The following is a 19331-nucleotide window of genomic DNA, read 5'->3' on the forward strand; positions in this document are numbered from 1 at the left end:
CCAAGCCGCGCGGCTGACGGAAGCGTCACAGTTCCCCCTTGCTGGCCTTGATGAGATTGTCGCGAAGGTTGACGATCGCTCTTTGCAGCAAGGGGAATTCCTCGGGCGAGAGCCCGGTGGCCTTCATAGTCAGTTCGCCGAAGCCAAAACCCTTTTCGCGAAGCTGGCGGCCGGTATCGGTCAAGGAGATGCGCACGTTGCGTTCGTCCACCTTGTCTCTTTTGCGCGTGAGATAGCCCATGGCCTCCAGCCGCTTGAGCATCGGGGTCATCGTGCTCGGCTCGAGAAAAAGCTTCTCGCTCAATGCCTTGACCGTCTGCTGGTCCTCCTCCCACAAAGAAACGATGGTTATATATTGCGGGTAGGTGAGGCCCAGCGCATCCAGCACGGGCTTGTAGACGCGCGAATAGGCGAGGTTGGCCGAATAGATCGCGAAACACATGAAATCTGCCAGCTTTGCCGTTTCGGCGCGGGCAGGCTTTTTTGATGACATCGGTGGCTCCGCAAAGGCAGGAAATGATTATGACACCAATCATTCGGCACTTGCAAGCGTTGGTCAAACTCCTATATGATTATCGTAATAATGATTATCTCGACAATCATACAGGAGTTTGACATGCGATTGGCCATCATATGCCTGGTCGGCGCTGCCGTGTTCGTATTTCCTTGCGCATGGGACAGTGACCCGCACGCGATCGCGCCGGCAGCCTCGATCATCGCCAGAATTTCCACGGCAAGCGTCCCAGTGGGTCTCCATGTGTCGCAGGATACTTTTTCAACGGAAGTGTCTACCGCCAAAGAATATTGAAGATTTTTGGGCGGCAGGTCGCCTCCCACCCGGAGATCTGCTTTTGCTAATAGCTGCTAACGCCGCCTCACAAAGCCTAACTGGCGCCACCCTCCGAATTCCGTTTTGGATATGGGCGAGCTGAACGCGCACCACGGCCGGACCGCATGGCATGCGCCAGGCGGCGCTTTTGTCAACGGAAGCAATTGTCGAAGCCACACAGGGCGGAAGAGCGCTCCCGGCGATCCAGATCGCCCATGCGTACGGCTTGGCGGGCATCCCCGTCCCTCGAGCACCTCGCAGCGACAATTTATTGACGATGCTCATAGCGGTGTCGGATGCGCAGTCAATTGGAGAGAGAAATGGATATTGATGGCAGGCCTGAAAGGAACGCCGTCTCATTTGGGCCTTTCTGCCTTTATCCAGGCGAAAGACTACTCGAACGCGACGGCAGGCCGGTGCAACTGGGAAGCAGAGCTCTCGATGTCCTGGTTGCCCTGGTCGAACAAGCTGGCGAAATCGTCAGCAACAGGGAACTTATCGAGCGTGTCTGGCCGAACGTTACGGTTGACGAAAGCGGGCTTCGTGTTCACGTCGCCGGGTTGCGAAAGAGTCTTGGCGACGGTCAGGAAGCAGCAAGGTATGTGACCAACATCCCCGGACGCGGCTACTGTTTTGTCGCTCCGGTTTCAAAGATCACGCAGCGAAGAAGCCCCCACGGCGCGCCTAAGAAGATGGCGCACATGGATTCTTGCCTGCCAACCTCGTTGACACGGATGATCGGCCGCGACGATACGGTCAAAACCATATTGGCGCAGTTGGTGACAGATCGATTCGTCACGATCGTCAGTGCCGGCGGCATGGGCAAGACGACCGTCGCCATCGCCGTCGCTCATGGGCTCCGGCGGGAGTTTGGAGAAGCGGTCGCATTCGTCGACCTCGGATCGCTCACCGACCAGCGCCTCGTCGCAGGCACGATTGCAGCAACACTTGGCCTGACCGTGCAGGCGAGCGACCCTGTCCCCTCGTTGATCGCCGCGCTGGCGGAGAGAAAGCTGCTTCTGGTCCTCGACAATTGCGAGCACGTCATCCAGACTGTCGCCGTGCTGGCCGAACTGATATTCAGCGCGGCTCCCGATGTACACATCCTGGCGACGAGCCGGGAAGCGCTGCGCGTCGAAGGTGAGCACATCCATCGCCTTGACCCACTCGAAAGCCCTATCGAAAATATCAGGCTGAGCGCGGTGGAAGCCATGAGATTTCCGGCAGTGAGGCTCTTTGTCGAACGGGCCGCTGCAAGCGGAGGATCGCTCGAACTGACCGATCTGGATGCACCTGTCGTCGGCGATATCTGTAACAGTCTGGGTGGCGTCGCGCTCGCTATCGAGCTTGCCGCTAGCCGCGTCAACGCCCATGGCTTGCATGAAACCGCGGCGCTTTTGGGAAGCCGCTTCGGATTGCATTGGCGAGGCAGGCGTACCGCAGTGCCTCGACACCAGACGCTGAACGCGATGCTTGACTGGAGCTACAGACTTCTTGAGGAGCCGGAGCGAACGACCCTCCGCAAACTTTCCATCTTCGTCGGCGTGTTCAGCCTCGACGCTGCCGAGGCGGTTGCGTCCGACCACGGCGAAACTGATACGCAGGTTGCCGATGCTTTAGCCAGTCTCGTGGAGAAGTCGCTTATATCCATGACTGTCGTCGAAACGCGAACGACCTATCGCCTGCTTGAAACGACCCGCGCATACGCTCTCGCGAAGCTTGCTGAAGCCGGAGAGGTGGATGTGGTATCAGCACGTCACGCCAGCTATTTTACACGCTTTCTGGTGCACCTGGCAGGGCCCGATACAACGGTTCGTGTCTCCAGCACCGTCGCCGTCTCCGAACATCTCGGCAATGTACGCGCAGCGCTGGCATGGAGTTTTTCCGACCGCGGGCAAACTTCGATCGGCACCACGCTCGCCGCGCTGGCGGCACCGCTGTTTCTCGATCTATCCCTGCTGGGCGAATGCCTGGAATGGAGCGAACGAGCGCTCTCGGAACTGGCCGATGCCGATCGTGGAACGTCCGTCGAGATGGATCTCCAGGAAACGCTGGCGATATCGTCGATGTTCACCAAGGGTAACGGCGACGACGTCCGCGCCGCAATCCTGCGGGGTTTGGCGCTAGCGGAGACGCTGGGCGACAGCGAGCATCGGCTGCGGATGCTGGCTGGTCTGAATATCTTTCTCACCCGGATTGGCGATTTTCGCGGCGCATTAGCCGTAGCCGAGCAAAGTGAAACGACGGCCCGCTCGGTCGCTGATCCGGCCGGGATTATCATGGCCGACTGGATGCTTGGCGTCGCCCAGCATCTGGTCGGAAACCAGACGGCCGCCCAAAACCATTGCGAAGCCGGCCTCAAGCAAGCCGCCGCTTCGCCAAATGCGAGTATCAGATTTTTCGGCTACGATCATCGGATTCGAGCCCTCGTCGCCCTGACCAGGGCACTCTGGCTAAGGGGCTTTCCGGATCAGGCGCTCGCCATCGCGCAGCAGGCAATCGACGAGGCGGCAGAACACGACCAGCCGGTGAGCACTTGCATTTCGCTGATCTACACCGCACCGGTCTTTATCTGGTGCGGCGATTTTCGAAAAGCCGCCGACCTAGCGGACCGTTTGGTAGCGCATGCAAAACGGTACTCACTCACACCTTACCACGCGGTCGGCCTTGGCCTGCAAGGCGAATTGCTCATCAGGGGCGACGATGCCGAAGCCGGATTGGAACTGCTGCATCTTGCACTGGATATTCTGAATGCCGAAAAGCACAACATACAGACTACGACATTTCTGACGGCCATCGCTGAAGGACAGGCCGCTCTTGAACACTACGATGCAGCCCTAGCCACGATCGATGAGGCCCTTGCCTGGGGCGAGCACCATCAAGGCTCCTATGACATGCCCGAAATGATGCGGATCAAGGGAAGCATTCTCGCGTCGATGGGACGATCGAGCCTCGCGGAAGCAGAAGCCTGCTTTTCGCAATCACTGGATATCGCGCGCCGCCAGGCCACGTTGAGTTGGGAACTACGCACATCATCCAGCATGGCGGATCTGTTGACCAGACAGGGACGGACCGAGGACAGCATTAGGCTGTTAGGCGAGGTATATACCCGTTTCAGCGAAGGGTTCGAGACGCGCGATCTTCAAAATGCCCGCCCATAATCGGCCCATATCTTTCGATTTGAAGTGACGGAAACTGCTGGCGGCGGTCTGGGGCGAGTTTTGGCGCGGGCCACCCGAATGCTTCTCCGGTCGGTGCATGACTGCTTTACAGACAGGCATACACAACCGATCTGAAAGCCGGCGCCCGGTTGCTCGCCAGGCTGGCGTAAAAACTTCCTATAGCTCCAGCCAAGGCGTCTCTGAAGGCGGTGCTCGCCTGCTGGTCCCCGCTTTGACTTCCGCAAGGGTCCGCCGGCGCCAAGCGCTCGGACTGTCACCCATTTGACCGCGAAACAGTTTCGAAAGATGGGCCTGGTCCGCCAGACCGCAGGCCAGCGCGATCTGGCTTAACGGGTCCTGCGTGGCCAACATCAGCCGTCGGGCGAGTTCCAGCCTCATGCGAATGATCAGCATGTGCGGCGTTGTTCCGAAACTTTCCTTGAAAGCCCGGCAAAAGTGACTGACGCTCAGTGAAACCTGCTCGGCCAGTGTCTCGAGGCGCAGAGAGCTGTCCAAATGCTCCTTCAGATAGTGCTCGACCTTGCGCTTTTGCCACGGAGCCAACCCGCCCTGCATCCTCCCCGATCCGGCTGCCTCCATGGTCAGAAGATCGACCAAACGGACTGCGGTTGCTCGCGCCACTTCAGGGTTATGGGGGATCGACCGGTAGACGTCCTCGAGCAACGTCGTTGCCCTGGCGGCAGATTCTTGAGACAGAGGCCCTGCGCGGCGACCTTTACCCAAGCGACTTCCTTCTCTTGATCCCTCTGGCGCTTTCGCAAAGAAAAAAGCACGCCTCTCGCTCTTTCCCCCCCATGCCGGCCCGCCTTGCGTATCGGGCAGATTCATGGTGGGGGCCGCATCATCCAGACTGGTGTCCGGAGACTGCGGCGCTGAAAAATCGGTGTTCCGATACTGATAAGCCTGCGAATCCATCGTATGCATCCCCTAAACGTGCAATAAGCTGCACTCCAAAATCACTTGCCGGGATGTATCCAAACAGACGCTGCGCAGAAGCGCTCGTTATGCATTGTGAAACGTTGTTAGCGGCTGCGAATGGCGCGTTTTCGAGGCCGAGCTTAGCCCGCGACCGGTCGAAACGACGTTCCTCTGCAAGTTCGGCAATTGCGTAAAATTACCGCTCGCCACCAAGCGTATAGGCCGATGGATCCGGCTCTAGGGCGCGGGATTTGATTTTCACGCGAATTGTTCCCACTCTGCGATCCAGGTGTCGTTGCTCTCTGAGCCACGTTCGAATGTGCCGTTGATGATCAGTCGAGACGCATGCCGCAAAAAGGAGAAACAAATGACGATCCAGATCAAAACGCAGTCGCGGCGGGCGTCGCGGACGGTTTTTGTCACTGAACTGACCAACGGTATTCTCGATCCGGAAGCGCCGATGCTCGGGCCGGTCGCTGATGGCGGCATTATTATTGCCAATACATCGCCCGGCTGCTGGGGACCGATGATCACCCCGGAGATCCGTGGCGGCCATGAGGTCACGCGTCCGGTAGCCGTCGAAGGGGCGGAGGTCGGCGACGCCATCGCCATCCGCATCCGATCTCTCGTCGTGACTTCGGCGGCGACCGCATCGGGCAACGACACCGTCATGGAAGGGCGCTTCAATGGCGACCCGTTCTGCGCGGCCGTCTGCCCCGGCTGCGGCACCGAATGGCCCAAAACGCGGGTCGAGGGCATCGGGCAAACCGCCATTCGCTGCGAAAAGTGCGGCGCGGACGCCACGCCCTTCACCTTCGCCAACGGCTACACCATCGTCTTCGACGAAGGCCGGCAGGTCGGCCTCACCGTCGGCAAGTCGCAGGCGGAAGCCATGGCGCAGGATGCCGAGCGCCTGATGGCCTTGCCGGATGCCTCGATCCAGCACCCCATCCTGACATTCACGCCGGCCGATCTTGTCGGCGTCGTGACACGGCTGCGGCCGTTTCTCGGGCAACTCGGCACCACGCCTTCCAAGGCGATGCCGGATTCGCACAATGCCGGCGATTTCGGGGCGTTTCTGCTTGCCGCGCCGCATATCTATTCCCTGACGCCGGACGAATTGGCGCTGCACAAGACCGACGGCCACCTCGATGTAAATACGGTCCGGGAGGGTGCCATCCTGATCTGCCCGGTCAAGGTTCCGGGCGGCGGCATCTATATGGGCGACTTGCACGCCCTGCAGGGAGACGGCGAGATAGCGGGGCATACCTGTGATGTGGCCGGAACCGTCACGCTGGAAGTCAGCGTCATCAAGGGCCTGAATATCGATGGGCCGATCCTGTTCCCGGTTGTCGACGACGTGCCGCATCTGGCCCGTCCGCTCAGCGACGAAGAACGGCGCAGGGCGCAGACACTGGCGCGGAGCCATCGCGTCGCCGAGATCGAAGAGGACGCGCCGGTGACGTTCATCGGCACGGGAGCCAATCTCAACGAGGCGACGGAAAACGGCCTGCAACGGGCAGCCGATGTACTTGGCCTCAGCATTCCCGAGGTGAAGAACCGGGCAACGATCGCCGGGGCCATCGAGATCGGCCGACATCCAGGCGTCGTGCGGGTCACGTTCCGAGCCCCGATCAGCCTCCTCGAGGCAAAGGGGATCGGCGCCTTCGCAAGAAGCCTTTACAACCTCTGACGCATCCGGCGGGCGATCACGGCGCAAAAGCCGGATCGCTCGCCCGTCGCCCAATGCGCTTGCGCACTTCGGGCCGAGGCGGACTTGTGCCGCTGGTCGACGTGAAACGACCAGCGGCTTCACCTCGTCGCTATATGTCCGACAGGTTGCGCAGCACGATGAGTTGGACAATTTTTCCCGCAGCAGTGGAAAAATAGAAGTTGAGGACCAGGGGTTCGGGCAGGCCGCGCTTGTCGTAATCGCCATCAACATTGGCGGTCACGATGGAGTGCCCATAATGTTCGACGACGCGGACGACGAAGATGGTCACCTTGTCGGCGATCATTTCGCTCTCGGCCCATTCCCTGATGGCGGCCCACCCCCAATGCTCGTTGAGTTGGTCGTTGACGAGGGCGTCGGCGGCGAAGGTCGCAACCAGGCCGTCCAGATCGCAGGCATTGGCCGCATTCACGAATGCAGCGATTGGGTGGGAAAGATTTATAAGGGCCATTTTGCTTCAACCGTGTGATGTTTGCACCCAAACATGCAGCAGCGCGGCGTTCCTGGCTCGTTATTCGTTGCAAAGATTTGTGAAGCGGCAGAAGCCCTATTCCGCAGTCGCGTTGATCTGGACCGCGAGGAAATGACGCCGGCATATAAAACGGCAATCGCCTACAAAATCGACAATCACGTAAAAGTACAGCCAATACATAGGCCGTATCGTCACAATATTACGTGCCGCTGAAGATTTACGAAGGCGCATCTCAGGCCTGGCAGAAATCAACGCCGACGTTCTGGCCTCAGCCAGGCCTGATAGTCACCCTCAAATCAGGCAATATCGGTACTCAGAAAGGAAATTACCATGTCAAAGCTTGCTACTACCATCGCCATAGTCGGCGCTCTTCTTTCGGGCACTGCAGCTGCTCAGCAAGCTAAACCTACCGTTGTTCTCGTCCATGGCGCTTTTGCCGACTCCTCCAGCTGGAATGGCGTCATCAAAATCCTTCAGAAGGATGGCTACCAGGTCGTTGCCGCCGCAAACCCGCTACGCGGCGTCACAAGCGATGCCTCTTATGTCTCCACGGTGGTCGGCAGCGTCGAGGGGCCAGTCGTTCTGGTCGGCCATTCCTATGGAGGGCAGGTCATCACAACGGCCGCCAATGGTCACGTCAACGTGAAGTCCTTGGTCTACGTGGCGGCCTTTGCACCGGACAAAGGAGAGGCTGCCGCAGATCTAGCCGGGAAATTTCCCGGCGGCACGCTAGGCGAGGCGCTTGCGGCTCCCGTCAAACTTGCCGATGGCGGCGTGGATCTCTCCATCGATCAACCGAAATTCCATCAGCAATTCGCCCATGACGTACCATCGGACCAGGCAGCCCTGATGGCGGCGGGTCAACGCCCGATCACCGAGGCAGCGTTGACGGAGAAATCAGGTGAGCCTGCCTGGAAGGCAATACCCTCATGGTTCGTCTATGGCGATAGTGACAAGAACATTCCCGCGAAGGCTTTGGGCTTCATGGCCGAGCGGGCAGGCTCCAAGCGCACCGTTGTCGTAAAGGGGGCGTCCCATGTTGTGATGGTCTCACGGCCACAGGTCGTCGCTGATCTGATCGAAGAGGCCGCACAGTGAGGAGACCGCTTGCACCAGAAGATCGTCGAGTGCCCCCGCCGACTTCGATCCGCACTCGGCACAGCACATGATCCATCGATAATGCTAACGGGCCTCAGGCCGAGCGCGCTGGCTCGGCGTAATGGAAGGCTCGCAGGATTTCACAACGCATAACATGCGCGATGCGGAATCCCGAGATACTTCTGTCGGACACAGGGCAGCTTAATCAGTTGGATTTAGTTCATCGAAGTATTAAATACAATTAACAGGAGAGCCTGCAACTCTACTCCAAACGACAATAACAGGTACGGTAATGCTGAAAATTTCTAAAGTTTTTTTCCGGACTGCGGTAGTCTGGTTCGCCATCGGCATCTCGATGGGGATGTACATGGGCATCTCCCGCAACTACGCTTTGATTGCCGCGCACACTCACATCAATCTGCTAGGTTGGGTATCGAGTGCCCTGTTTGGCATATTTTATGACCTTGGTGCCGCCAGCTCGGCCGGGCGTTGGCCGGCAGCCCACTACCTCATCTACAATGCCGGTCTCTTGCTGTTCATGCCGGGCCTCTTCCTGGAGGGGTTGGGCGTGCCGGACCTGGAGCCACTCGTTGGCGTCGGCGCCGCCCTTGTATGCCTGGGGGTGCTAATCTTCGCCGTTCTCGTGTTTTCCGCGACACGCGCCTCTGTTCGCGGATTTGGCAGCCTGATTCGCTGACCGGGAACAAATCGTCAGTGGGTCTCAATCACGCCTACTGAACTTCCTCAGAGGTCGATGGAAGACTGAGGCCAGACCGGCTTCCTTCCCAGCAGATCCAGCCCAGCAGATACAGAAAGCCCAAATCGAATTTAAGGACATAGGAATATGATCGAGATTGGAATCATCGTTGGGTCTACCCCCCGGGCCGTATAAGGAGGGCCGTGGCCGAATGAGCATACCAAGCCGTTTCGCAGGCGCGTCTGCCCAAGCGAAACTCCGCTCGCTAAACCTTGCGCCTATGCACCAACCGTTACGCCCGCCACCAAGCGGACGCCCGGTCACTCAGGTATTTCGCGCCAGCGTCGATCGCTATGCTACCTTGCAGACAACTCACGGTCGAAACGGCTAATCAACGCTTAGGCTAGTATGAATATGAGCAAGGCCCTTTTCCAAACCAACGTTGGACTCAGGTCCTACGACCGTGCGCACGTTTCGACATCCCTGTCGCTGCCCGACGTCTATTCCGATTACGAAGGATTCGGGGCTTTGCGCCAGCCTCCTCAGCGCAAGCCCATCGAGTTCGACGTTCCTCCGTTGTTGGATCACGTCGTAATCATCTATCTCAACAGCCCAAAAAGCTTCGGTGCGGCGGTGGGAGGTGGGCCAACGCGACCTTTAAGTCCGCGACATGAATACGTCTCAGTGGTTCCAGCGGAATCCGATAGCCGCTGGTACTCAAGTAGCGGCGACGTGGATTGCCTTCATCTACATCTTTCCCCCAACCGCCTGGAGCAACTGTTGGGCAGTGATACCATAGAAGGCCGAGCTGTGGAGCTTGTGCCGAACTTATTGGCGCCGGACAGGGTGCTTGCGAACATGGGCCATCGTTTCGCCGAGGAGTTGCGGCAAACTCAGCTCGGCATCAACGCCATGATGGATAGTTTCGCGCTCGCCGTGGGGGTCAGATTACTTCGTGCCTACTCGTCCACGTACAACGCGCTACCAGATACGGACCACGTTATTGCGCCTTACAGGCTGAGACGCGCCGTCGATTTTATTGAAGCGCATCTAGGAAAAGACATCGGGCTCGCCGAAATAGCAGCTGCAGCGGGACTTTCCGCGTTTCACTTCTCTCGAGGCTTCAAGACCGCCGTTGGATGCTCGCCATACCAATTCCTCATCCGCCGCCGGATCGACAAGGCACAGGAGCTCCTTGCGGGAGACGACCTGACGATTTCACAGATCGCGCTGATATGCGGGTTCTCATCCCAGCAGCACCTTACATCGACGTTCGCGAGACATGTTCAGGATACCCCCAACCGCGTGCGCCGCGCGTTGTTGGGCAGCGACCCAAAACTTGATGTCCCGAATGGTCGGGCCGAATAAGTTGCTTACTGGCCTGCAGACATGGGGGCGAGGCGTGGGCCTCCATTCAGCCGCCGGTTAGTTTGTCGACGAGCGCTCGACATGCTTGGTTCGGTCTTCGACAACAGCGGTCAAGGGGAAGTTGCGACCGGTCGACAGTCTGTTCGGTCGGAAGTGCGGACAGGTAGGTTGCGGTTCCGCTTTCGCTCCCGCCATCGCATTAGCAACGGCCACGATCACCGCCGTTTTGCTATCTTCGCTGAATTGAAAGATAGTGACCGTGCATGACCCGATCGGCTTAGCAGCGACGGCAGCGGTTTCAGTCATGCACTCGATCATCCGCGTGAGACGAGTGCCCAAATCATCTTCTGAAGCTATCGAGGATTGGTCGTCTGTGCTCGCACTGCGCCGTGTGGGAGAAATCGCGGCCACGAAACAATAACCGCGCCCAGTGAGCGTCGCGATGTACCTCGCGCCGTCGACCCCATCACCGAGCGTCTTACGCAAACGGGCTATTTGGAAGCGCAAACTTCCTTCTTCCACGATGACATCTGGCCATACCCGATCGAGGAGTTCTTGCTTGCTGAAGACCTCGTTAGGACGAGACAACAGACAGATCAGTATGTCTAGTGCCCTTGCACCCAGATCAATCTGGTCGCCATCCCGCGTCAGGAGTCGCTCGGTTGCACTCAATCGAAATGGACCAAATGACATCAGGTCGCGTGCGCACGCGGACGATTTCGAGGAGATCCGGTCCGCTCGGCCCGAGGCAAACTCAACTACAGTGTATTGTTCGTCGATGGCGCGGGAAACTGCGGCGTCGTTAAACAGGCGGCGATCATTGTTGGGTGCATCTAACATCTGAGGCCTCTCTTCCAAGTCGCGGCTCGAATAAGACAGATGCGTGCTCGTTAAGCTGGGCGCACAGGATTGATGCCGCGACACCAGACTGTAATCATATTCCCAGACCTGCGTTTTCCAGCATCTTGCCCTTGCACATCGAATCTTGCTGTTGTGCTCAGACTTCGTCTGCTCGACGAACTCGGCTATCGGCCGTCCGCCCAGGCCAGTGGCGATTGCTCTTCCACTTGATCAGCAGACTTTAAGAACGCCGCACTCGGCCGCTCCATAAGCGTAACTTTGCTTTCCATAAGATAAATGGATTTTACTTATCATGGCGACCCCCCAACACTCTCCACTCGATGTTGGCTTGGCCGCGTAAAACCAGCCACAAAAAAGCAATAATAAGATCACGAAGGCACCTGAGTGCAGCCACAGGGAGATATCATGAAAACAAGATTTACGCTGGCCGCAGCCGCAAGCTTGCTGCTCGCAGCGAGCGCCTTGCCGGCTTTTGCCGATGGCGTCGTGACTATCTACAGCGCCGATGGGCTGCATGACGGCGATCCGAGCTGGCTCGGCACCCAATTCGACGCCTTCACGGCCGCAACCGGCATCAAGGTACAGTTCGTCGAAGCCGGTTCCAGCGGCGTCGCCGACCGCATCGCCAAGGAAAAGTCGAACACGCAGGCCGACGTGCTGGTGACGCTGCCGCCCTTCATGCAGAAAGCCGCGGCCGATGGCTTGCTGCAAGCCTATACCCCAGCCGGCGCCGACCAGATCGACGCCGGCAGCAAGGACGCCGGCGGCCTGTTCTATGCGCTGGTCAACAACTACCCGAATTTCATTTATAATTCCGCTGTGCTGAAAGAGGCGCCGAAATCTTACGAAGATCTGCTGGACCCGAAGTTCAAGCAAAAGATCCAGTATTCGACCCCCGGTCAGGCTGGCGACGGCACCGCGCTGATGCTGCAGACGTTTCATGCCTTCGGCAGCAAGGAAGCCGGCCTTGCTTATCTCAAGAAGCTGCAGGTGAACAATCTCGGACCATCCGCTTCGACCGGCAAGCTGACGGCATTGGTCAACAAAGGCGAAATCTATGTAGCCAACGGCGACATGCAGATGAACCTGTCGCAGTCGGAAGCCAACCCGAACATCAAGATCTTCATCCCGGAAGGCCCGGACGGCAAGAAGAGCGTGTTCTCACTTCCCGACTATATCGGGCTGGTGAACAATGCGCCGCACCCCGAGAATGGCAAGAAGCTCATCGACTTTCTGCTCTCGGAAGCTGCCCAGAAGGATATCAGCCTGATCGCCAAGGGGCTTCCTTCGCGCAGCGACATCCATCCTGACGACGAGAACTACAAGAAGCTGCACGAAGCGCTTGAAGGGGTCGAAATCTGGACGCCCGACTGGAATAAGGTGCTTGCCGACCTAAAGGAGGATGTAGCAGCGTACAACGAAGCAATCTCGGGCAACTAATGTCTAAGCCGATTATGGTGAGCGAAAATGTGCTAGGCTATAATAGCCAACCTTGGCGCTCGCTCGCTTGGCCTCCGCGGACTGTTATCGTGTGACCATTGGGTTTTGGAGGCAGCCGTACTGATATACCGGCGGTGATGGATTACTAGTCTTCTATGCCAGTATCCTTTCCATGGGATCACAGACAGCTCCGCGTGTTGTGTGCTGAAGCCATACGCGGCAAGCCCTTAACTAGCTCTAATCGGGAAACAGCATGGCGAGTTACGACCTAGCGGTGGTCGGGGCGGGGATTCTGGGCCTCGCTCATGCCTATGTGGCGGCAAAGGCGGGCAAGCGGGTCATCGTAATCGACCGCGATACGCAGGCTAACGGAGCATCGGTCCGCAATTTTGGATTCGTTACCGTCACAGGGCAAGCAGCCGGCGATTGCTGGAACATGGCGATGCGCACTCGTGACATCTGGAACGAAATTGTTGGACCCGCAAACATTGAAATGCTGCAGCGCGGTATGCTGATCGCAGCGCATTTGCCTGAATCCGAAGCTGTCATCGACGCGTTCCTGAAGACGGAGGCGGGACAGCAGTGCCGGCGGATCACGGCCGCGGAGGCGTCTTCGCACGTTCCATGCCTGCGTACCGGGCCGTTGGCCTGTGCGCTCTACAGCCCTCATGAAATCCGGGTAGAATCGCGAACGGCGGTCGCGCTGCTGGCTCGCTTTCTCGCCGAATGGCATGACGTCACCTTTTTGTGGGGTGAAAGCGTGGTCGCAGTGGAGCCACCGCGCGTCATAACCACTCGAAATATCATCGAAGCCGAAGCAGCAGTGGTTTGTCCGGGCGATGATTTCACGGGTCTGTATTCCGAGCGGCTCTCGGCCTACGGACTTACCCGCTGCAAACTGCAGATGTTGCGAGTCATGCCTGAAAAACCCGTCAAGCTGATGACAACCGTGTTGTCCGATCTCAGCGTTGGCCGATCGGCTGGCTACGCTCATCTGCCGGAAATGGCGGCGCTGTCGGCCCGGCTCGACAAGGACATGCCCCTGCATCGAGAAAACGGCATCCACCTAGTCATAGCGCAATCCGCTGACGGATCGCTGGTGGTAGGTGACAGCCATCATTATGCGCCCACGCCCGATCCTTTCGCGTCCTCCGCGGTTGACGAACTGATGCTTTCGGAGCTCGACCGCGTGCTCGACCTTCCGGGCCGCATGGTCCAGGAGCGTTGGACCGGCACCTATGCGTCCGCGTCGGGCAATTGGCGCCTGACTGATACACCGTCGGACGCCGTGCGACTTGTCGTTGTGACCAGCGGATGCGGGGCATCAACCTGTTTCGGTATTGCCGAAGAAACGATCGATGGGCTCTTCGGATCCTTATCTCGGACAAGGGCCAGAAGCAGACAAGGCGCTACATAGAAATCTTTTGCGAGGACAACCGAGTAGAACGCATTGGCGCTGAACGGCGCACCAGTTCTTCTCTGGCAAGCGAAACAGTGACATAGCGCAGTCAATTGTGATGGCTCGCTAACGTCAGTTTAAAAGCGCCGCAGGCGCATTGGGCGTCCGGATTCACGCCTCACGGCACCGGAATGTTTGCCCCTCCCTTCCATCTCTCAGGCAGCTGGTATGGCGGCAGCCTGAGGCAGCTCGGTAAGAACGGTGTGATCCTTGGAAGGTTCGCTGCTCAGTCGGGCCTCCTCGCTATGGGGCAGGCTGATCCAGTGAGCGTTGAGCGTCATCGAAACCATCGTGTAATATCCGATGACTGCCGTAAGTTCGACGACGCCGACTTCCTTCCAGTGTTGCAGGACGCGGTCATAAGTCTCGCTCGAGACAATGCCCGACATTTGCATCTCCCGTGCAAAGGCATAGACACACGCATCCTCGTCGGTGTCGAGCCGAGGGGGTTCGCCCAGCCGGATTGCGTCGATCGTGTATTCGGGCAAACCCGCTTCGCGTGCGGCACGCGCGTGGACGATCCACTCGAGATCACTATTCCAGCGACGCGCGGTGACAAGAATGGCTAATTCGCTAACGCGCGGCGGCAGACTGGTCCGGTAGCGGAGGATTTCCCCCAACCGCTGCCAGCGGTCGGCCAGTTCTGGGTTGTACAATGCGGCCCGGAGCGGCCCGATCAGCGTGCCTCTTGGACCGCTGACGACCGCGTCGAAAACAGCTTGCTGCGCCGGACTCATGGAGCTTGGATGAGGCAGGGGTATCCGTGCATCTCCGCTTCCCGTGTTCACCATGGCGGGCTTCATCTCCGGCTACGTTTGTTCGTTTCGGCAGCGGCGGCCTGATCCAGGCCGAGTTCGCGCAGGATTTCCGCGGTGTGCTGCCCAAGCAGAGGCGGTGGCGTTTCAAATGCCATCGACGCTTCCTCGAAACGCAGCGGGCTGACGACCTGCGGCACGGTGCCGGACAGCGGGTGTGGCAACTCGCGCAGCATCTGCCGATGCCGCACCTGCTCGTCGGCGAACGCCATCGGGATCGTGTTGATCGGGCCACAGGGGACACCGGCGGCTTCCAGCGCTTTTATCCAGTCGGCAATGTCGCGCGTGGCAAGGATTTCCGAAATCAGGGGATGCAGGCTATCGAGGTTTCTGACCCGTTCCGCATTAAGGGAGAAACGTGGGTCGCTCGCCAATTCCGGCCGCCCCAGCGCAGCAGCGAAAGCCGCGAACTGCCCGTCATTGCCCACGGCAATCACGATGTGTCCGTCACGAACGGGAAAGACGTCCTGAGGCTGGATATTGGGATGCTTGTTGCCGTGCCGGGAAGGCGTTTTTCCCGAAACCAGGTAATTCATCGCCTGGTTGGCAAGAAAGGCGACTTGCACATCGAGCATGCCGATATCGATCGTGTCGCCGCGGCCGGTCCGATCCCGCCGCGCCAGGGCGGCAAGAACCGAAATTGCGGCATACATGCCTGTCATGATGTCGACGATCGGCACGCCGACCTTCTGCGGCCCGCCGCCTGGCATGCCGTCCCGCTCGCCGGTGACGCTCATGATTCCACCCATCGCCTGGATCATGAAGTCGTAGGCTGCATGTTCGGCCCGCGGGCCTGTCTTGCCGAAGCCCGTGATCGAGCAATAGATGAGCCGCGGATTGAGTGCGCGCAGATCGCTGGCACCGAGCCCGTAGCGGTCCAGCGCTCCAACCTTGAAATTCTCAAGGACGATGTCGGATCGGCCGGCAAGCGCTCTAACGACTTCCTGGCCTTGCGCCGTCGCGATGTCGAGTTCGATTGAACGTTTGCCGCGGTTGACACAAAGGTAATATCCGGATTCAGCCGTGGGCAGGCCTTCCTTGTCCTTCAGATAAGGGGGACCCCATTTGCGAGTATCGTCTCCTTGTCCCAGCCGTTCGACCTTGATGACGTCCGCGCCGAGATCGGCCAGTATCTGGGTTGACCAAGGACCGGCCATGATGCGGCTGAGATCAAGCACCTTGATATGAGCAAGGGGACCGGAGCGTTCTGTCTTCGCTACCATTCCAGCGGGACCTTGGCTTGGGCGAAGGGCGACGACCCGACCGTTGCCATGCTGTCGTCGTCGACTTCAGTCGCCACCACCGAGGGGCGGCCGCACATGGCCTGATACCAGGCCGCAGCCTTGGGAAAGCGCGCTTGCCATCCCGTATGCCCGAAACGAAAGTCAAGTTGGCCGAGACCGCAAATGAGTGCGATATGTCCGATACCGAAGGGTGTGTCTTCGAGATCCAGGACTTCGGCTTCGATCCGTTGCAGACAGGCCTGGATCTTCGTTCGATAGGCGGAAATCCAGACGGCGTTGCCGCCTTCTTCGCGCAAAGCCTCGTTACGGTAGACCTGCAGCAATCTGCTCAGCCCGTCACCGATGCTTTGCCAGCGGAGTTGCTTGAAGCGCATCGGGCCGGACGGCGGGAAAAGGCCGGCACGGACGGCGCGTTCGTCGAAAAACTCACAAATTACTGCAGAATCGTACAATGTCGAACCATCGTCCAGCATCAGGGTAGGAATCTGGCAAAGTGGATTGTCCAACAGAAGATCGGGATTGGGCGCTGTCGTCGCCGTTACGATCGTGCGAATATAGTCGACATCGTCGACCTGGCCGGTTTCGTTAAGGACAATCATGACCTTTCGGACGAAAGGCGAGCGCGGCGACCAATGCAGTTTCAATGCGAGACTCCGACTCTTTTGCGGTGTTGCCGTTGGCGCGAGCGTAGAGTGGATGCCCATTAGTGTCAATCATATGGACTAATGTCCTTATGTCGCATTGTTTGAACCTTGAAGGAAGCGATCCAATTCGTCGTTGAACCGATCCGGCTGCTCGACCGGCGGCAGATGACCTGCGTCGGGAATCGCAACAAACCGCGATCCGGCGATCGTTTTGGACATCGCTTGCATGACTGCCGGCAGGTTGCCGTCATTGGCCCCTACGACGAGCAATACCGGAAGCGCCAGTCGGGCCAGCGTTTCCGAATAATCAAAATTCTGTAGCGCCCGCACCCCCGCCTGGAAGCCGTCCGGGCTTGTCGATTGCATCATGTGCACATACTCGGCAACAAGTTCGGGATGCGCGGAACGGAACGTCTGGCCAAGCCAGCGACCGAGGGTGTCTTGCGCATGGGAGCAAAGCCCTATGGCAAACGCTTGTTGCAAACGCTCCTCCCAGACTTGAGCCCCCCCGGGGGCGGTCCTGGCCTGGCCATCGCTCAGCACCAATCGCGCAATCCGCTCAGGCGCCTTGCGATAGAGGGCAAGGCCGGTCGGCACGCCCATGGAAACGCCGATGAAAGTGCAGCGGCCGATATCGAAATGATCGAGCAGACCCAGTACATCGCCGGCCAAATCGTCCATGTGGGCGCTGTTGCCGTGCGGGGGCGTGCCGCCGTGGCCACGCTGATCGTAGCACAGGATTTGATAATCCTTCTTGAACCGGTCGACTTGCCGTGACCAGATACGCATGTCGGTCATCAGCGAGTTGCTGAATACCAGCCATGGAGCTTCCCGGTTCGCCCGATAAACCGAGGTGCTGATGGCAAGCCCGTTGACCGGCACCGAAACTGTTGCATTCATGGATCGCGAATTCCCATCCAAGGTTCGGCATGGCCGAGCATCGCGCTATCGGCATTACTTTGCGAATTGACATCAAGTCAATAATCCATATTTATGACCTAATCAAGCGATGCGTGCCTTGAATTGTTTCAGCGGCGGTGTGCGGGAAGGAGTTTCAATGCCGATTTCGGACGCGGATGTCAGCCGGCTCGCACAGGATCTTTATTGGTGGGCGCTGCGCAAAGTGCCCGACGACACCAAAGCCGCCTTGACCGCGGCGCGCGATCGCGAGGAGTCGGAAACCGCGCGACGCACATTAAACATGATGCTCCAGAGCGCGCATATGGCCGAGGACCAGAGCCGCTATGTATGTTCCGATTCCGGTATACCCGTCTATTTCGTGCGCATAGGCACCAAGGCCGATTGGGGTGCCGACATCAGGGGCGCTATCAGGGAAGGCTTCAACCATCTTGTCGAAACGATCGACCCGCCGCTTCTGAAGCATGTCACCAATCCGCTGACGCTTGAGCGCGGCTATTACGGCAAGGATATGCCGATCGTTACCTTCGATCTCATCGGCGGGGCCGACTATATCGAATTCGTATGCTCGCCCAAGGCGCTCGGTTCCGGCCGCTGGGCAGCGATGGAACTGTTTACCTTTCCGGATCTCGAAACGATCGAGACCTTCATCCTCGACACCGCCATCAAGGCTGGGTCCCAGCATTGCCCACCCGTCATCATGGGCGTGGGAATTGGCGGAACTTTCGATTACTGCGCAAAGATGTCGAAAGAGGCGACGCTGCGCCCGCTGGGCGGCACCAACGAAGAGCCCATCCTGGCCGCCATGGAGGAGCGCCTGACCGACGCCATCAATGCCACAGGCTTTGGTCCGATGGGAACCGGCGGCAAGACGACCGTTCTCGGCGTGCATATCAATTATGCTGCCGGGCACGGCTTTACGCCGGTTGCCGTGAGCTTCAACTGCTGGATCAATCGACGTACCCGCGCCCGTCTTTACAGCGACGGCACGGTTGAGCGGCTGGAATAGCCTCATGGCTGAGCATCGAACCGTAGCCCTGCCAATGACTGCTGAAATCGCGCGCGAGCTGAAGCTCGGCGAAATGATCTATGTCAACGGCCGGATCGCAGCGACCGCCGGTATCCCCACCCATGAGCGGATCATCGATTACCTGGACCGGGGCCAACCGCTTCCCGTCGACCTCGAACGAGCCGCCTTTTTCCATCTCGGCAGCTTCAGCAGGGAAACGAATGGGCAAATGGAAGTTGTCTACATGAATCCGACGACCAGCACCCGGTTCAATTCGGTAATGCCGCGCATCATCCGCTCGCTCAACCTTTCATGCGTGGGAGGCAAGGGAGGGCTCGACCACAAAAGCGCGGCGGCCCTTCGTGAGGTCGGCGGCGTCTATCTTTCCTTCCTGGGCGGCGGGTGTCCCATACTTTCCGATGCGATCCGCGGTGTCGTCGACGTCGCATGGCCGGACATGATTTCCCATTATCGCATCGCCGTACTCGAAGTGAGCCGGCTTGGACCGCTCACCGTCGCCATCGATGCTCATGGCAACAGCCTCTACGACAATCTGAGCCGCAACGCTGAAGCCCGGAGGGCGGAAATTCTCGAAAATCTCGCCCGCGCGCGGGCGCAGTCATCCAACCCCTGATTTCTGTTTAA

18 protein-coding genes and 1 pseudogene are annotated in these 19331 nt (G+C 58.8%); 10 read left to right on the forward strand and 9 right to left on the reverse strand.

The features are described 5' to 3' along the window. Positions 1–25: 25 nt before the first annotated feature. On the reverse strand, positions 26–493 hold the full coding sequence (locus tag ACX3P1_RS22600) for a MarR family winged helix-turn-helix transcriptional regulator (RefSeq protein WP_459081835.1): 468 nt from the start codon (positions 491–493) through the stop codon (positions 26–28). Positions 494–616: 123 nt separating this feature from the next. On the opposite strand from ACX3P1_RS22600, the gene ACX3P1_RS22605 reads away from it, so the two are divergent. Both ACX3P1_RS22605 and ACX3P1_RS22610 read left to right on the forward strand, forming a co-directional pair. Further along, entirely contained in the window at positions 617–808 is a 192-nt protein-coding gene (locus ACX3P1_RS22605; protein ID WP_459081836.1) for a hypothetical protein, read from the forward strand. 317 nt (positions 809–1125) lie between these two features. Continuing rightward, complete coding sequence (locus tag ACX3P1_RS22610) at positions 1126–3990, forward strand: ATP-binding protein (protein ID WP_459081837.1); 2865 nt, start codon at positions 1126–1128, stop codon at positions 3988–3990. Between the two features lie 177 nt (positions 3991–4167). Here the strand turns inward: ACX3P1_RS22610 and ACX3P1_RS22615 are convergent, their stop codons facing one another. Then, positions 4168–4926 (reverse strand): helix-turn-helix domain-containing protein, encoded by a 759-nt coding sequence (locus ACX3P1_RS22615; protein ID WP_459081838.1) that lies wholly within the window; start codon positions 4924–4926, stop codon positions 4168–4170. Positions 4927–5296: 370 nt separating this feature from the next. Here ACX3P1_RS22615 and ACX3P1_RS22620 point away from each other — a divergent pair, with 370 nt between their 5' ends. After that, the gene (locus ACX3P1_RS22620) at positions 5297–6622 is read left to right on the forward strand and encodes an acetamidase/formamidase family protein (RefSeq protein WP_459081839.1); all 1326 of its coding nucleotides are present in this window, start codon (positions 5297–5299) and stop codon (positions 6620–6622) included. A gap of 130 nt (positions 6623–6752) precedes the next feature. Here the strand turns inward: ACX3P1_RS22620 and ACX3P1_RS22625 are convergent, their stop codons facing one another. Beyond that, positions 6753–7112 (reverse strand): nuclear transport factor 2 family protein, encoded by a 360-nt coding sequence (locus ACX3P1_RS22625; protein WP_459081840.1) that lies wholly within the window; start codon positions 7110–7112, stop codon positions 6753–6755. Between the two features lie 351 nt (positions 7113–7463). Between ACX3P1_RS22625 and ACX3P1_RS22630 the strand changes: the two genes are divergently transcribed. The 3 genes from ACX3P1_RS22630 (at position 7464) to ACX3P1_RS22640 (ending at position 10296) form a co-directional block, all read left to right on the forward strand. Then, on the forward strand, positions 7464–8231 hold the full coding sequence (locus ACX3P1_RS22630) for an alpha/beta fold hydrolase (protein WP_459081841.1): 768 nt from the start codon (positions 7464–7466) through the stop codon (positions 8229–8231). A 292-nt stretch (positions 8232–8523) separates the two neighbouring features. Further along, positions 8524–8928: a hypothetical protein gene (locus ACX3P1_RS22635; protein ID WP_459081842.1), complete on the forward strand. Its 405-nt coding sequence runs from the start codon at positions 8524–8526 to the stop codon at positions 8926–8928. Positions 8929–9342: 414 nt separating this feature from the next. Further along, positions 9343–10296 (forward strand): helix-turn-helix domain-containing protein, encoded by a 954-nt coding sequence (locus tag ACX3P1_RS22640; RefSeq protein WP_459081843.1) that lies wholly within the window; start codon positions 9343–9345, stop codon positions 10294–10296. 57 nt (positions 10297–10353) lie between these two features. On the opposite strand, the gene ACX3P1_RS22645 is transcribed toward ACX3P1_RS22640, so the two are convergent. Continuing rightward, on the reverse strand, positions 10354–11136 hold the full coding sequence (locus tag ACX3P1_RS22645; RefSeq protein ID WP_459081844.1) for a winged helix-turn-helix domain-containing protein: 783 nt from the start codon (positions 11134–11136) through the stop codon (positions 10354–10356). A 426-nt stretch (positions 11137–11562) separates the two neighbouring features. On the opposite strand from ACX3P1_RS22645, the gene ACX3P1_RS22650 reads away from it, so the two are divergent. Further along, positions 11563–12597, forward strand: a complete 1035-nt coding sequence (locus tag ACX3P1_RS22650; protein WP_459081845.1) for a 2-aminoethylphosphonate ABC transporter substrate-binding protein — start codon at positions 11563–11565, stop codon at positions 12595–12597. A 253-nt stretch (positions 12598–12850) separates the two neighbouring features. After that, the gene (locus ACX3P1_RS22655) at positions 12851–14014 is read left to right on the forward strand and encodes a TIGR03364 family FAD-dependent oxidoreductase (RefSeq protein WP_459081846.1); all 1164 of its coding nucleotides are present in this window, start codon (positions 12851–12853) and stop codon (positions 14012–14014) included. A gap of 17 nt (positions 14015–14031) precedes the next feature. Here the strand turns inward: ACX3P1_RS22655 and ACX3P1_RS22660 are convergent. The 5 genes and pseudogenes from ACX3P1_RS22660 to ACX3P1_RS22680 form a co-directional block, all read right to left on the reverse strand. Continuing rightward, positions 14032–14171 (reverse strand): annotated as a pseudogene (locus tag ACX3P1_RS22660) (GFA family protein); the annotation flags it as partial. Positions 14172–14211: 40 nt separating this feature from the next. Beyond that, the gene (locus ACX3P1_RS22665) at positions 14212–14847 is read right to left on the reverse strand and encodes a carboxymuconolactone decarboxylase family protein (protein ID WP_459081847.1); all 636 of its coding nucleotides are present in this window, start codon (positions 14845–14847) and stop codon (positions 14212–14214) included. Positions 14848–14855: 8 nt separating this feature from the next. After that, the gene (locus tag ACX3P1_RS22670) at positions 14856–16094 is read right to left on the reverse strand and encodes a CaiB/BaiF CoA transferase family protein (RefSeq protein WP_459081848.1); all 1239 of its coding nucleotides are present in this window, start codon (positions 16092–16094) and stop codon (positions 14856–14858) included. Continuing rightward, a complete protein-coding gene (locus tag ACX3P1_RS22675; protein WP_459081849.1) occupies positions 16088–16819 on the reverse strand; it encodes a glutathione S-transferase family protein in 732 nt (243 codons plus the stop codon). The genes ACX3P1_RS22670 and ACX3P1_RS22675 overlap by 7 nt, the downstream gene beginning before the upstream one ends. A 27-nt stretch (positions 16820–16846) precedes the next feature. Beyond that, a complete protein-coding gene (locus ACX3P1_RS22680) occupies positions 16847–17659 on the reverse strand; it encodes an alpha/beta fold hydrolase (RefSeq protein ID WP_459081850.1) in 813 nt (270 codons plus the stop codon). 157 nt (positions 17660–17816) lie between these two features. Between ACX3P1_RS22680 and ACX3P1_RS22685 the strand changes: the two genes are divergently transcribed. Next, positions 17817–18686 (forward strand): fumarate hydratase, encoded by an 870-nt coding sequence (locus ACX3P1_RS22685; protein ID WP_459081851.1) that lies wholly within the window; start codon positions 17817–17819, stop codon positions 18684–18686. 4 nt (positions 18687–18690) lie between these two features. After that, on the forward strand, positions 18691–19320 hold the full coding sequence (locus ACX3P1_RS22690) for a fumarate hydratase C-terminal domain-containing protein (protein ID WP_459081852.1): 630 nt from the start codon (positions 18691–18693) through the stop codon (positions 19318–19320). Positions 19321–19331: the final 11 nt, after the last annotated feature.

This window comes from Mesorhizobium sp. A623, assembly GCF_054489405.1.

Coding starts and splice junctions, on each gene's coding strand:
- ACX3P1_RS22675 (WP_459081849.1), bottom strand. CDS start 16,819: ATGGGCATCCACTCTACGCTCGCGCCAACGGCAACACCGCAAAAGAGT.
- ACX3P1_RS22680 (WP_459081850.1), bottom strand. CDS start 17,659: ATGAATGCAACAGTTTCGGTGCCGGTCAACGGGCTTGCCATCAGCACC.
- ACX3P1_RS22640 (WP_459081843.1), top strand. CDS start 9,343: ATGAGCAAGGCCCTTTTCCAAACCAACGTTGGACTCAGGTCCTACGAC.
- ACX3P1_RS22655 (WP_459081846.1), top strand. CDS start 12,851: ATGGCGAGTTACGACCTAGCGGTGGTCGGGGCGGGGATTCTGGGCCTC.
- ACX3P1_RS22685 (WP_459081851.1), top strand. CDS start 17,817: ATGCCGATTTCGGACGCGGATGTCAGCCGGCTCGCACAGGATCTTTAT.
- ACX3P1_RS22620 (WP_459081839.1), top strand. CDS start 5,297: ATGACGATCCAGATCAAAACGCAGTCGCGGCGGGCGTCGCGGACGGTT.
- ACX3P1_RS22615 (WP_459081838.1), bottom strand. CDS start 4,926: ATGGATTCGCAGGCTTATCAGTATCGGAACACCGATTTTTCAGCGCCG.
- ACX3P1_RS22610 (WP_459081837.1), top strand. CDS start 1,126: ATGCGCAGTCAATTGGAGAGAGAAATGGATATTGATGGCAGGCCTGAA.
- ACX3P1_RS22690 (WP_459081852.1), top strand. CDS start 18,691: ATGGCTGAGCATCGAACCGTAGCCCTGCCAATGACTGCTGAAATCGCG.
- ACX3P1_RS22605 (WP_459081836.1), top strand. CDS start 617: ATGCGATTGGCCATCATATGCCTGGTCGGCGCTGCCGTGTTCGTATTT.
- ACX3P1_RS22625 (WP_459081840.1), bottom strand. CDS start 7,112: ATGGCCCTTATAAATCTTTCCCACCCAATCGCTGCATTCGTGAATGCG.
- ACX3P1_RS22650 (WP_459081845.1), top strand. CDS start 11,563: ATGAAAACAAGATTTACGCTGGCCGCAGCCGCAAGCTTGCTGCTCGCA.
- ACX3P1_RS22600 (WP_459081835.1), bottom strand. CDS start 493: ATGTCATCAAAAAAGCCTGCCCGCGCCGAAACGGCAAAGCTGGCAGAT.
- ACX3P1_RS22645 (WP_459081844.1), bottom strand. CDS start 11,136: ATGTTAGATGCACCCAACAATGATCGCCGCCTGTTTAACGACGCCGCA.
- ACX3P1_RS22670 (WP_459081848.1), bottom strand. CDS start 16,094: ATGGTAGCGAAGACAGAACGCTCCGGTCCCCTTGCTCATATCAAGGTG.
- ACX3P1_RS22635 (WP_459081842.1), top strand. CDS start 8,524: ATGCTGAAAATTTCTAAAGTTTTTTTCCGGACTGCGGTAGTCTGGTTC.
- ACX3P1_RS22630 (WP_459081841.1), top strand. CDS start 7,464: ATGTCAAAGCTTGCTACTACCATCGCCATAGTCGGCGCTCTTCTTTCG.
- ACX3P1_RS22665 (WP_459081847.1), bottom strand. CDS start 14,847: ATGGTGAACACGGGAAGCGGAGATGCACGGATACCCCTGCCTCATCCA.